We start from the raw sequence: 12,939 nt of genomic DNA on the forward strand, positions 1-12,939 counted from the left end.
TTTTCCGGCGCCTTTTTGTTCGGTGCAATGCTTAGGACGGAAAATGGATACACTAACCGTCAGATGCAACATAGGCAGCGCGTGAGGCTGCTGAATGCAAAGGTGGGGGAGATGGCCATGGAACACGAACAGCGGTTCAGGCAGGCGAAAACGGCAGCGATCGTCGGGATCGCTGGAAATATGGCGCTTGCTGCTGTCAAGGCGGCGGTCGGCGTGTGGAGCCAAAGCCAAGCGTTGATCGCTGATGCCGCCCATTCAGCGTCCGATGTTGCCGGCTCGTTCGCCGTTTGGGTCGGACTGCGGGCCGCTGCGCGCCCGCCGGATGAGGATCATCCGTACGGGCATGGGAAAGCGGAATCAATCGCCGCCATTATTGTGGCGGTTCTTCTATTTCTCGTTGGGATCGAGATCGGGCGCTCGGCGTTTCTGTCATTTTTCGCCCCACTGTCGCCGCCCGGGGCGGCCGCCATTTACGTCTTGTTGTTGTCGATTGCTGTCAAAGAAGCGATGTTTCGCTATAAATACCGGCTCGGGAAAAAGCTAAACAGCGATGCGCTGATCATCAACGCCTATGAGCACCGATCGGATGTGTTTTCGTCGTTTGCTGCGCTCATCGGCGTCGGCGCCGCCATTGTCGGTGGAAAATGGGAGATTGACTGGCTTGTATACGCCGACCCGCTCGCCGGATTGTTCGTCTCGCTGCTTGTTCTGAAAATGGCATGGGACCTCGGCCGACAGTCGGTCCATACGGCGATCGACCATGTGCTTCACGAGGAAGAGGCCGGCTATTTGCGCGAGGCGGTCTTGTCCATTCCCGATGTGCGGCAAATCAATGAGCTGCATGCGCGCGAGCACGGCCATTACGTCATCGTCGATTTGAAAATCGCCGTCGATCCGCAATTGACGGTCGAAGAGGGGCACCGGATCGGAAAGAAAGTGAAAGAAAAACTGCTGACGCTGCCGCGCGTCCGCAATGTCATGGTTCACATCAACCCGTACAACCCGGAAAAAAAACCGTAATGTCGTTGCCTGCCCTTTTCTCCTTTTTGTATAATAAGGAGAGTTGAGGTGGGAGACATGTTGAAAGCGAAAACGCGTTGGGAGGTGGAGCGCCTCGATGAGCAGGCGGTGAGGCGGCTGGCTGAGGAAGCCGGCGTCACGCCCTTATTGGCGAGGCTTCTCGTCCGCCGCGGGGTGCGGACGGCCTCGGAGGCGGCGGCGTTTCTCAATCCGCTTCGCCAACCGTTTCATGATCCGTTTTTGCTTGATGGGATGGAGCGAGCGATTCAGCGTCTAAAGCGGGCGATCGACGCGGGTGAACGCGTGTTGGTATACGGCGATTACGATGCCGATGGCGTTTGCAGCACGTCGGTGATGGTGAGTGCTCTCAAGGAGGCGGGGGCGTCGGTCGAGTTCTACATTCCGAACCGATTTACGGAAGGATACGGGCCGAACATGGCGGCGTTTCGCTCCGCAAAAGAGCGCGGCGTTTCCGTCATTGTGACCGTCGACAATGGGATTGCGGCGGTCAAGGAAATTGCGGCCGCCAACGAGTGGGGGATGGATGTCATCGTAACGGATCACCACGAGCCAGGTCCGGTGTTGCCGGAGGCGCATGCGATCATTCATCCGAAGCAGCCGGGAAGTACATATCCGTTTCGCGATTTAGCCGGCGTCGGCGTTGCGTTTAAGGTAGCCCATGCCTTGCTTGGGCGGGTGCCGCGCCATTTGCTTGATTTGGTCGCGATCGGCACGATCGCTGATTTGGTTCCGCTTGTTGGGGAAAACCGCCTCTTTGTTGCACACGGGCTTGAAGCGTTGCGAGCGACGGAGCGCATCGGGCTGCGCGCTCTTTTTCGGCAATGCCGCATTGATGCGGCGGCCATCAACGAACAGACGGTCGGATTTGTCATCGCTCCGCGCTTGAACGCGGCGGGGCGCCTCGGCGGCGCCGATCCGGCAGTGGCGCTCTTAATGACGGACGATGAGAACGAAGCGGTGCAGCTGGCGGCGGAGATGGACGAGTTAAACCGCGAACGTCAGCAGCTTGTGGCACAAATCGCTGAAGAAGCGGCGGACATGGTGCGCCGCCAATTTCCTCCTGAGGAACATCGCGTCTTGGTTGTGGCAGGCGAAGGATGGAATGCCGGAGTGGTGGGCATTGTTGCTTCTAAGCTTGTCGAGCAGTTTTACCGCCCGGCGGTCGTGCTTTCAATCGACCGGGAAAAAGGGATCGCCAAAGGGTCAGCCCGCAGCATTCATGGGTTTGACTTATTCGCCAGCCTGTCGCAATGCCGCGACCTGTTGCCGCACTTTGGCGGCCACCCGATGGCGGCGGGGATGACATTGTCGCTTGATGATGTCGAAGAATTACGGCAACGGCTGAACGACATCGCCGCCGAAACGTTGTCTGAGGACGATTTTACGCCGCCGACGTTCATTGATGCTTCCTGTTCGATTGCTGAGTTGACGCTGTCGGCCGCCCGCAGCCTTGAGCGGTTCGCTCCGTTTGGCGTCGGCAATCCGCGGCCGCTTGTTCTCATTGAAGGGGCGTCCGTTGAAACCATGCGGCGCGTCGGGGCGAACGGAGCCCATATGAAAGCCGTCTTTTCCCAAGACGGGGCCGCGATCGATGCCATCGGCTTCGGCCTTGGGCCGTTATGCGAAGAAATCGCTCCGGATGCGCGCATTTCGGCGGTCGGGGAGCTGTCGGTGAACGAATGGAACGGGTTCGCCAAGCCGCAGCTGTCGTTGTGTGATCTGGCGGTCAGCGACTGCCAGCTGTTTGACGTCCGCGGCTGCCGCGACGTCCGTCCACTTCTTGAGCGGCTGCCAAAAGAGAAGCGGCTAGTCGTCTCCTTTCGCTGTGAAACTGGGCAGCGCCCGGACGTGGCGCCATTTCGCGGGGAGCTTCATTGCGTGCCGACCGAAGAAGAGGCGGGCGCCTTATCGATTGACGACCGCTATGTCGTGCTGCTTGACGTGCCGCCGCGGCTGGCCTTGCTGTCGGCGCTTCTTGGCAGCGGGCGGCCGGCGCGCATTTACGCGGTGTTTGCCCAGCCCGAGGCGCAATTTTTCCGCACGTTTCCGACGCGCGACCATTTTAAATGGTTTTACGCCTTTTTGCATCAACACCGTTCGTTTCCGCTCGCCAAGCGCGGCGGTGAGCTGGCCCGCGCCCGCGGTTGGACGGAAGAGACGGTTCATTTTATGGCGAAAGTATTTTTAGAGCTTGACTTTATCAGCGAACAAAACGGCGTCATTTCGCTCGTTCATCAGCCGGCGAAGCGCGATTTGCACGAATCGCCGACGTACCGCCGGCGGCGGGATGAGCTCGAGGCGGAGCATCAGTTAGTCTATTCCACTTACGAGCAATTGAAACGCTGTTTGGCGGAAATGACACGTTCGCAAACGCACGAGGAGGCAAACGTATCATGGACTTAAAACAATACATTACGATTGTGCCCGATTTCCCGAAGCCGGGCATCATGTTTAAAGATATTACAACGCTGATGGACAACGGTCCGGCGTACAAATATGCGACCGACCAAATTGTTCAATATGCGCGCGAAAAACAAATCGATATCGTCGTTGGTCCGGAAGCGCGCGGCTTTATCATCGGATGCCCAGTCGCCTATGCGCTTGGCGTCGGATTTGCGCCGGTGCGCAAGGAAGGGAAGCTGCCGCGCGAAGTCGTCCGTGTGGAGTATGGCCTGGAATATGGAACAGATGTCTTGACGATGCATAAAGATGCCATTAAGCCAGGGCAGCGCGTGTTGATCACCGACGATTTGCTGGCGACGGGCGGGACGATGCGGGCGACGATCGATTTGGTGGAACAGCTCGGCGGAGTGGTGGCCGGATTGGCGTTTTTGATTGAGCTTACCGAGCTTGGCGGCCGCAAAAAATTGGAAGGCTACGATATTTTGACGTTGATGCAGTTTTAAACAGTCGACATTGTTCGCATCTTCGGATACAATAAAGAAAAAAGGGGCACTCACACATGAGTGCTCTTTCTTATTAACCGTATGAACGCAACGGACCTCTGTGCTTTGCAGCTTCAATTTTAATCGATTAAAAAGGTGATTCAACCCTATGGCCAATGAACAAGTGCTGACAGCGGAGCAAGTGTTTGAACGAGCGAGCTGCTATTTGTCGGAACAAGACGTCGCCTTTTTGAAAAAGGCGTATGAGTTTGCCAAGCACGCCCATCGCGACCAATTTCGGAAATCGGGCGAACCATACATCATCCACCCGATTCAAGTCGCGGGCATTTTGGTGGACTTAAAGATGGACGCGACAACGATCGCCGCCGGGTTTTTGCATGATGTCATCGAAGACACTGAGGCGACAAAAGAAGACCTCGAGCGCGAGTTCGGCGCGGAAGTGGCGATGCTTGTCGACGGGGTGACGAAGCTTGGGAAAATTAAATATAAATCGCAGGAAGAACAGCAGGCGGAAAACCACCGGAAAATGTTTTTGGCCATGGCGCAAGATATCCGGGTCATTTTGATCAAGCTCGCCGACCGGCTGCACAATATGCGGACATTGAAACATTTGCCGGCCGAAAAACAGCGGCGCATTGCCAATGAGACGCTCGAAATTTTCGCTCCGCTCGCGCATCGACTCGGCATTTCGAAAATCAAATGGGAGCTTGAGGATACGGCGCTTCGCTATTTAAACCCGCAGCAATATTACCGCATCGTCAATTTAATGAAGAAAAAGCGGGCCGAGCGCGAGCAATATTTGGAAGAAGTCATTCAAGAAGTGCGCGAACGGCTCAACGAAGTGCATATTCCTTGCGAAATTTCCGGGCGTCCGAAACATATTTACAGCATTTATCGAAAAATGGTGATGCAAAATAAGCAGTTCAACGAAATTTACGATTTGCTCGCTGTCCGCATCATCGTCAACAGCATCAAAGACTGCTATGCTGTGCTCGGCATTATTCATACATGTTGGAAACCGATGCCCGGGCGCTTTAAAGACTACATCGCCATGCCGAAGCCGAACATGTACCAATCGCTCCATACGACGGTGATCGGCCCAAAAGGCGAACCGCTTGAGGTGCAAATCCGCACGTTTGAAATGCATCAAATCGCCGAGTTCGGGATTGCCGCCCATTGGGCGTACAAAGAAGGAAAGACGATCAAACCCAACTCATTTGAAGAAAAGCTGTCTTGGTTTCGGGAAATTTTGGAATGGCAAAACGACGCGAGCAATGCCGAAGAGTTCATGGAATCGCTCAAGATGGATTTGTTTTCCGACATGGTGTTCGTCTTCACGCCAAAGGGCGATGTCATCGAGCTGCCGGCCGGATCGGTGCCAATCGATTTCGCTTACCGCATCCATTCGGAAATCGGCAACAAGACGATCGGGGCGAAAGTCAACGGCAAAATGGTGCCGCTTGACTACAAGCTGCAAACGGGCGACATCGTCGAAATTTTAACTTCCAATCATTCGTACGGTCCGAGCCAAGACTGGCTGAAGCTCGCCAAGACGTCGCAGGCGCGCAACAAAATCCGCCAGTTTTTCAAAAAACAGCGGCGTGAAGAAAACATCGAAAAAGGCAAAGAGATGGTCGAAAAAGAGGTGCGCAGCCTCGGCTTTGAGCCGAAAGAAGTGATGACGGCGGACAACGTAAAGCGCGTCGCCGAAAAGTTCAACTTCTCGAACGAAGACGATATGTATGCGGCAGTCGGCTATCATGGCATCACAGCGGCGCAAATCGCCCATCGGTTGACGGAAAAATGGCGGAAGCAGCGCGATCTCGAGGAACAGCAGCGCAAACTGGCCGAAGCGGTCTTCGAAGCCAAGCTGCCAGCTGGCAAAAAGCGCGACTGCGGCATTCGCGTCCAAGGAATGGACAACTTGCTCATCCGTTTGTCGCGCTGCTGCAACCCGGTGCCGGGCGATGAAATTATCGGCTTCATTACCCGCGGCCGCGGCATTTCCGTCCACCGCACCGATTGCCCGAACGTCAAGACCGAAGAAGCGGCCGATCGATTGATTGCCGTTGAATGGGAGAGCGGAGCAAACGGCGAGCGTGAGTACAATGTCGATATTGAAATCACTGGCTTTGACCGTCGCGGCCTGTTGAATGAGGTGCTGCAGGCGGTGAATGAAACGCGCACCGATATTTCCGCCGTCTCGGGACGCTCAGACCACCGACATAAAATTGCGACGATCCATATGACAATCGCCATTCATAATTTGAGCCACTTGCAAAAAGTCGTCGAACGAATCAAACAAATTCCCGACATTTATTCCGTCCAGCGCTTGATGAACAACTAAGGGCGGCGAAAGGAGGGATGCAAGTGAGAGCGGTCATCCAGCGGGCGAAAGAGGCCAAAGTCACCGTCGGCGGCGAAGTCGTTGGTGCCATTGATGCGGGTTTTGTCGTCCTTCTTGGCATCACGCATGAAGATACAGAAGACGATGCTGCCTATTTGGCTGAGAAAATCGCTCATTTGCGCGTTTTTGAAGATGAAGACGGAAAAATGAACCGCTCCTTGCTTGACGTCGGCGGGGCGGTGCTGTCGGTGTCGCAGTTCACCCTTTACGGCGACTGCCGAAAAGGCCGGCGCCCGAACTTTATGGCGGCGGCCAAGCCCGACCATGCCTTGCCGCTGTATGAGGCGTTCAACGCCGCTTTGCGCGAAAGAGGCGTTCATGTAGAAACCGGCGTATTCGGTGCGATGATGGACGTATCGCTCACAAACGACGGGCCAGTCACCTTGATCATCGACAGCAGCGAGAAACCGGGAAACAGATGAAGTTTCCCGGTTTCTTTTTTATTTTCGGCGAAAAATGGGAAAGATGAAAACAAGTGCGGCAATAAGAAAGGAGGAGCGCGATGCGGCAAACCAAAAGAGGCGAGCAGGCGCACCGGACAAACGATGTGCTGTCCGTCGACTTTCACGAATGGGTGCGGCTCGAGGCCCAATATAGAGCGTTTGAGTTGGCATCCGAATTCGGTGTGGCGCCGAAAGACGTACAAATGTTGAAAAAACAGCAGCCCCGTCCGTAAACATGGCGAGTTGGAAGGAGCGCACGGGGCGTGTGGATGTTTCGTGGGCCGAGGCGGTGTGGCTGTTCAGACGAAACAGCTGCGAATGAGCGCTGCGCATCCGCTCAACACTGATCCGGCTCGGTAGAGGAAAAAATCCATTGCATATGTATTGACAAACATATGCCCCTATATGATAATAAGTATTGGTTTAAAATTATTATAAACTAACAGTCACAGGAGGTAGATGAAGCAATGTCTTTGGTTGGGAAAAAAGTACAACCATTCCGTGCCCAAGCGTATCACAACGGCGAATTCATCGAAGTGACAGAGCAAGACTTCATGGGGAAATGGAGCATCGTTTGCTTCTATCCAGCGGACTTTACGTTCGTCTGCCCGACGGAGCTCGAAGATTTGCAAGATCACTACGCGACGTTTAAAGAACTTGGTGTGGAAGTGTACTCGGTTTCGACCGACACTCACTTTACGCATAAAGCATGGCACGATACATCGCCAGCCATCAGCAAAATCGAATACGTGATGATTGGCGATCCTTCGCATCAACTGTCGCGCATGTTTGATGTGCTCGATGAAGAACAAGGATTGGCGCAGCGCGGCACGTTCATCATCGATCCAGACGGCGTCATTCAAGCGGTGGAAATCAATGCGGACGGCATCGGTCGCAACGCCAGCACGCTGATTGATAAAATTAAAGCGGCCCAATATGTGCGCAACCATCCGGGTGAAGTCTGCCCGGCGAAATGGAAAGAAGGAGCGGAAACGCTGAAGCCAAGCCTAGACCTCGTCGGCAAAATTTAAGGGGGGCTTAGGCGATGCTGCTGGATGCTGACATCAAGGCGCAACTAGCCCAGTATTTGCAATTGCTTGAAAATGATATTGTCTTGACGGTAAGCGCGGGAGACGACAACGTTTCCCGCGATATGCTTGCTTTAATCGATGAATTAACGGCGATGTCGCCGAAAATCAAAGTGGAAAAAGCGAAGCTGGAACGAACGCCGAGCTTCAGCGTCAATCGGGTCGGCGAAAACACCGGCATCACCTTCGCCGGCGTGCCGCTCGGCCATGAATTTACGTCCCTCGTTTTGGCGCTGCTTCAAGTGAGCGGGCGGCCGCCGAAAGTCAGCCAAGACGTCGTGGACCGCATTCAACAAATCAGAGGCAAACATCATTTTGAAACGTACGTCAGCCTGACCTGCCACAACTGCCCGGACGTCGTGCAAGCGCTCAACATTATGAGCGTGTTGAACCCAGATATTTCGCATACGATGATCGACGGGGCGGCGTTTAAAGAAGAAGCGGAGCAAAAAGGGATTATGGCCGTACCGACGGTGTTTTTAAACGGCAAACTGTTCGCGAGCGGCCGCATGTCGCTTGAAGATATCCTCGCTAAATTAGGGAGTGCTCCGGACGCTTCTTCCTTCGCCAACAAAGAGCCGTTTGATGTGCTGGTGATCGGCGGCGGCCCTGCAGGTGCGACAGCAGCCATTTACGCAGCGCGCAAAGGCATTCGCACTGGCATTGTCGCGGAGCGCTTCGGCGGACAAATTTTAGATACGCTCGGCATTGAAAACTTTATCAGCGTCAAATATACGGAAGGACCGAAGCTTGCGGCCAGCATTGAAGAACATGTAAAGCAATACAACGTCGACATCATGAGCTCGCAGCGGGCAAAACGGCTCGAGAAAAAAGACTTGATTGAAGTCGAGCTGGAAAACGGCGCTGTGTTGAAAAGCAAAACCGTTGTCATCGCAACGGGCGCCCGTTGGCGCAACCTTGGCGTGCCGGGCGAGGAAGAGTTCAAAAACAAAGGGGTCGCCTATTGCCCGCACTGCGACGGCCCGCTGTTCGAAGGGAAGCACGTGGCGGTCATCGGCGGCGGGAACTCTGGAGTCGAAGCGGCGATTGACCTCGCTGGCATCGCCAGCCATGTGACGCTGCTGGAGTTCGCCCCTGAACTCAAGGCGGATGCTGTTTTGCAAGATCGTTTGTACAGCTTGCCGAACGTAACGGTGATTAAAAACGCGCAAACGACGGAAATCACCGGCACGGACAAAGTCAACGGCTTGACGTACATTGACCGGGAAACAGGAGAAGAACATCATATCGAATTGCAAGGCGTGTTCGTGCAAATCGGCCTTGTTCCGAACACCGAATGGTTGGGAGGAACGGTGGAACGGAATCGCTTCGGTGAAATCATTGTTGATAAACGCGGCGCGACGAACATTGAAGGCGTCTTTGCCGCGGGCGACTGCACGGACAGCGCCTATAAGCAAATCATTATCTCGATGGGCTCGGGTGCAACCGCGGCGTTAAGCGCGTTTGATTACTTGATTCGCCATTAAAGAGAGCCGAAGGTGGACCGCCTCTTCGATCCCATGGAGGGGCGGTTCAACGAATTGGCTCTCTTTTTTTAAACAAGGTGAAAAATGTGATGAGACATCAAAGTTTTTCTCTTTGCGAAAAACCATGGATCACAGCTGCTAGGACAACTTGACAAACGGGCGAGATTGTCCGTAATATAAAATTACATCTTTCTCATACGGAACAACCGATGATGGAGAAAAGTAGTTAAGGTCCACATGGCCAGAGAGGAAGCGCCCAAGGCTGCGAGCGCTTCTCCATGATGGCTTAACGAAAGACACTCCGTAGGTTTCCTTTTGAACGCGCTTTGCGCCAGTAAAGGGGAACGTGTGCCATGCGTTAATGGCGACAAGCGGAAGCCGGATCGGCTTCAATTAGGGTGGCACCGCGGGAATGACGCTCTCGTCCCTATCGATCACAGGGACAAGGGCGTTTTATTTTGGGCAAAGGAGGATGAGCATGGCTTTTCAAATTCCAAGAGGGACACAAGATGTGCTGCCGGGTGACTCGGAAAAATGGCAATATGTCGAGCACATTGCCCGCAGCCTCTGCAGCCGGTATGGGTATCAGGAAATCCGGACGCCGATTTTTGAACATACGGAGCTTTTTTTGCGCGGCGTGGGGGATACAACGGACATTGTGCAAAAAGAAATGTACACGTTCGAAGACAAAGGGGGGCGCGCGCTGACGCTCCGCCCGGAAGGAACGGCGCCGGTTGTCAGAGCGTTTGTCGAGCATAAGCTGTACGGCAGTCCAAACCAGCCGCTGAAATTGTATTACAGCGGGCCGATGTTTCGCTACGAGCGGCCGGAAGCGGGACGGTTCCGCCAGTTCGTCCAGTTCGGCGTCGAGGCGCTCGGCAGCAGCGATCCGGCGATTGACGCCGAGGTGATGGCGCTAGCGATGCATATTTACGAAGCGCTCGGATTAAAACGGATCCGGCTTGTCATTAACAGCTTGGGCGACCTTGACAGCCGCCGGGCGCACCGAGAGGCGCTTGTTCGCCATTTTTCAAACCGCATCCACGAGCTGTGCCCGGACTGCCAGACGAGGCTTCATACGAATCCGCTCCGCATTCTCGACTGCAAAAAAGACCGCGATCATGAGCTGATGGCGACGGCGCCGTCGATTTTAGACTATTTAAATGACGAATCGCGCGCCTATTTTGAGAAAGTGAAACAATACTTGACAGCGCTCGGCATCCCGTTTGTCATCGATGCGCGGCTCGTGCGCGGGCTTGACTATTACAACCACACGACGTTTGAAATTATGAGCGAAGCGGAAGGATTTGGCGCGGCGGCGACGCTGTGCGGCGGCGGGCGTTACAACGGGCTTGTCCAAGAAATCGGCGGTCCGGAGACGCCGGGCATCGGCTTTGCCTTGAGCATCGAGCGGCTGTTGGCCGCCCTTGACGCCGAAGGAGTGGAATTGCCGGTGGAGAGTGGGCTTGACTGCTATGTCGTCGCTGTCGGTGAGCGGGCGAAAGACGAGGCGGTCCGCCTCGTTTATGCATTGCGCCGCTTTGGATTGAGGGTCGATCAAGATTATTTGGGCCGAAAATTGAAGGCGCAGCTGAAGGCCGCCGACCGGCTTGGGGCATCGTTTGTCGCCATTATCGGCGATGAAGAACTCGAGAGACAGGAAGCGGCGGTAAAGCATATGGCGAGCGGCGAGCAAACGAATGTACCGCTCGGCGAGTTGGCGCACTTTTTGCATGAACGGATCGGGAAGGAGGAGTGAGCGAATGGAACGCACATATTATTGCGGAGAAGTGCCGGAAACGGCCGTCGGCGAGCGCGTCGTGCTCAAAGGCTGGGTGCAAAAGCGCCGCGACTTAGGCGGCCTCATTTTCATTGACTTGCGCGACCGAACGGGCATCGTCCAAGTTGTCGCCAGCCCGGACGTGTCGGCTGAAGCGCTGGCGGCAGCGGAGCGCGTGCGGAGCGAATACGTTTTAAGCGTCGAAGGAACGGTCGTCGCCCGCGCGCCCGAGACGGTCAATCCGAACATCGCGACCGGCCGCATTGAAATTCAAGCGGAACGAATCGAGATCATCAACGAGGCAAAAACGCCGCCGTTTTCGATTTCCGATGACACGGATGCGGCGGAAGACGTGCGCTTAAAATATCGGTATTTGGATTTGCGCCGCCCAGTCATGTTTCAAACACTGGCGCTTCGCCACAAAATCACAAAGACGGTGCGCGACTTTTTGGATAGCGAACGCTTTTTGGAAATTGAAACGCCGATGTTGACGAAAAGCACGCCGGAAGGGGCGCGTGACTATTTGGTGCCAAGCCGCGTCCATCCGGGCGAATTTTACGCCTTGCCGCAGTCGCCGCAAATTTTTAAGCAGCTGCTCATGGTCGGCGGCGTGGAACGGTACTACCAAATCGCCCGTTGCTTCCGTGACGAGGATTTGCGCGCTGACCGCCAGCCGGAATTTACGCAAATCGACATCGAAATGTCGTTTATCGAACAAAAGGATATTATGGATTTAACCGAACGGATGATGGCTGCCGTCGTGAAAGCGGCAAAAGGGATCGACATCCCGCGCCCGTTTCCGCGCATCACGTATGACGAGGCGATGAGCCGCTACGGCTCGGACAAGCCGGATATACGCTTTGGCCTCGAGCTCGTCGACGTATCGGAAATCGTCCGTAATTCAGCATTTCAAGTGTTCGCCCGCGCCGTCAAAGAAGGAGGCCAAGTGAAGGCGATCAACGCGAAAGGTGCTGCCCCTCGCTATTCGCGTAAAGATATTGACGCCTTAGGAGAATTTGCCGGCCGCTACGGGGCGAAAGGGCTCGCCTGGCTGAAAGCGGAAGGCGAAGAGCTGAAAGGACCGATCGCCAAGTTTTTCACCGATGAGGAACAGGCGGCGCTGCGTCGAGCGCTTGCTGTCGAAGACGGAGATTTGCTTTTGTTTGTCGCCGACGAAAAAGCGATCGTCGCAGCGGCGCTCGGCGCGTTGCGGCTGAAGCTTGGCAAGGAGCTCGGCTTGATCGACGAAGCGAAGCTCGCGTTTTTGTGGGTGACGGATTGGCCGCTTTTGGAGTATGACGAAGAAGAAGGGCGCTATTACGCCGCCCACCATCCGTTTACGATGCCGGTGCGCGACGACATTCCGCTGTTGGAGACAAACCCAAGCGCCGTCCGCGCGCAGGCGTACGATCTCGTCTTAAATGGCTATGAGCTTGGCGGCGGCTCGCTTCGCATTTTCGAGCGGGACGTGCAAGAAAAAATGTTCCGCGCCTTAGGGTTCAGCGAAGAAGAAGCGCGCCGCCAGTTCGGATTCTTGCTTGAGGCGTTTGAATACGGCACTCCGCCGCACGGCGGCATTGCGCTTGGCCTTGACCGGCTGGTGATGTTGCTCGCTGGGCGCACGAACTTGCGCGATACGATCGCGTTTCCGAAAACAGCGAGCGCGAGCTGCTTGCTTACCGAAGCGCCGGGGCCGGTCAGCGACAAGCAGCTCGAGGAGCTGCACTTGGCGGTTGTGCTTCCGGAAAACGAGTAACAGCGGCATCTGAAAAAGAAACGTTGGCAAT

The 12,939-nt window shown here is 55.2% G+C and carries 10 protein-coding genes and 1 other annotated feature; all 10 genes read left to right on the forward strand.

What is annotated here, in order from left to right:
- Positions 1-111: 111 nt before the first annotated feature.
- The 10 genes from CD000_RS02405 to aspS all read left to right on the forward strand — a co-directional run bounded on the left by CD000_RS02405 (position 112) and on the right by aspS (position 12,908).
- A complete protein-coding gene (locus tag CD000_RS02405; RefSeq protein WP_014196411.1) occupies positions 112-1,020 on the forward strand; it encodes a cation diffusion facilitator family transporter in 909 nt (302 codons plus the stop codon).
- 57 nt (positions 1,021-1,077) lie between these two features.
- Entirely contained in the window at positions 1,078-3,444 is a 2,367-nt protein-coding gene (gene recJ / locus CD000_RS02410; RefSeq protein ID WP_031205949.1) for a single-stranded-DNA-specific exonuclease RecJ, read from the forward strand.
- Positions 3,435-3,947 carry an adenine phosphoribosyltransferase gene (locus CD000_RS02415; protein ID WP_013144641.1) on the forward strand — a complete coding sequence of 171 codons (513 nt, stop codon included), beginning with the start codon at positions 3,435-3,437 and terminating at the stop codon, positions 3,945-3,947. The genes recJ and CD000_RS02415 overlap by 10 nt, the downstream gene beginning before the upstream one ends.
- A 148-nt stretch (positions 3,948-4,095) precedes the next feature.
- A complete protein-coding gene (locus tag CD000_RS02420; protein WP_096224800.1) occupies positions 4,096-6,294 on the forward strand; it encodes a RelA/SpoT family protein in 2,199 nt (732 codons plus the stop codon).
- Between the two features lie 23 nt (positions 6,295-6,317).
- A complete protein-coding gene (gene dtd / locus CD000_RS02425; protein WP_031205947.1) occupies positions 6,318-6,776 on the forward strand; it encodes a D-aminoacyl-tRNA deacylase in 459 nt (152 codons plus the stop codon).
- 80 nt (positions 6,777-6,856) lie between these two features.
- Positions 6,857-7,030, forward strand: coding sequence for a hypothetical protein (locus CD000_RS18635; RefSeq protein ID WP_020756192.1), 174 nt, complete (start codon positions 6,857-6,859; stop codon positions 7,028-7,030).
- Between the two features lie 234 nt (positions 7,031-7,264).
- On the forward strand, positions 7,265-7,828 hold the full coding sequence (ahpC, locus tag CD000_RS02430; protein ID WP_011232052.1) for an alkyl hydroperoxide reductase subunit C: 564 nt from the start codon (positions 7,265-7,267) through the stop codon (positions 7,826-7,828).
- Positions 7,829-7,842: 14 nt separating this feature from the next.
- Positions 7,843-9,372 carry an alkyl hydroperoxide reductase subunit F gene (gene ahpF, locus CD000_RS02435; RefSeq protein WP_096224801.1) on the forward strand — a complete coding sequence of 510 codons (1,530 nt, stop codon included), beginning with the start codon at positions 7,843-7,845 and terminating at the stop codon, positions 9,370-9,372.
- A 200-nt stretch (positions 9,373-9,572) separates the two neighbouring features.
- Positions 9,573-9,804: a binding site (T-box leader), on the forward strand.
- Positions 9,805-9,850: 46 nt separating this feature from the next.
- Complete coding sequence (gene hisS / locus CD000_RS02440) at positions 9,851-11,131, forward strand: histidine--tRNA ligase (protein ID WP_033006345.1); 1,281 nt, start codon at positions 9,851-9,853, stop codon at positions 11,129-11,131.
- 4 nt (positions 11,132-11,135) lie between these two features.
- Positions 11,136-12,908 (forward strand): aspartate--tRNA ligase, encoded by a 1,773-nt coding sequence (aspS, locus tag CD000_RS02445; RefSeq protein ID WP_014196407.1) that lies wholly within the window; start codon positions 11,136-11,138, stop codon positions 12,906-12,908.
- Positions 12,909-12,939 lie beyond the last annotated feature (31 nt).

Source organism: Geobacillus sp. FJAT-46040, assembly GCF_002335725.1.
Classification (GTDB): Bacteria; Bacillota; Bacilli; order Bacillales; family Anoxybacillaceae; genus Geobacillus; species Geobacillus thermoleovorans.

Bases quoted from the DNA above. Each gene is read 5' to 3' on its own strand.
- CD000_RS02405 (WP_014196411.1), top strand. From the start codon at position 112: ATGGCCATGGAACACGAACAGCGGTTCAGGCAGGCGAAAACGGCAGCG.
- recJ (WP_031205949.1), top strand. From the start codon at position 1,078: ATGTTGAAAGCGAAAACGCGTTGGGAGGTGGAGCGCCTCGATGAGCAG.
- CD000_RS02415 (WP_013144641.1), top strand. From the start codon at position 3,435: ATGGACTTAAAACAATACATTACGATTGTGCCCGATTTCCCGAAGCCG.
- CD000_RS02420 (WP_096224800.1), top strand. From the start codon at position 4,096: ATGGCCAATGAACAAGTGCTGACAGCGGAGCAAGTGTTTGAACGAGCG.
- CD000_RS18635 (WP_020756192.1), top strand. From the start codon at position 6,857: ATGCGGCAAACCAAAAGAGGCGAGCAGGCGCACCGGACAAACGATGTG.
- ahpC (WP_011232052.1), top strand. From the start codon at position 7,265: ATGTCTTTGGTTGGGAAAAAAGTACAACCATTCCGTGCCCAAGCGTAT.
- ahpF (WP_096224801.1), top strand. From the start codon at position 7,843: ATGCTGCTGGATGCTGACATCAAGGCGCAACTAGCCCAGTATTTGCAA.
- hisS (WP_033006345.1), top strand. From the start codon at position 9,851: ATGGCTTTTCAAATTCCAAGAGGGACACAAGATGTGCTGCCGGGTGAC.
- aspS (WP_014196407.1), top strand. From the start codon at position 11,136: ATGGAACGCACATATTATTGCGGAGAAGTGCCGGAAACGGCCGTCGGC.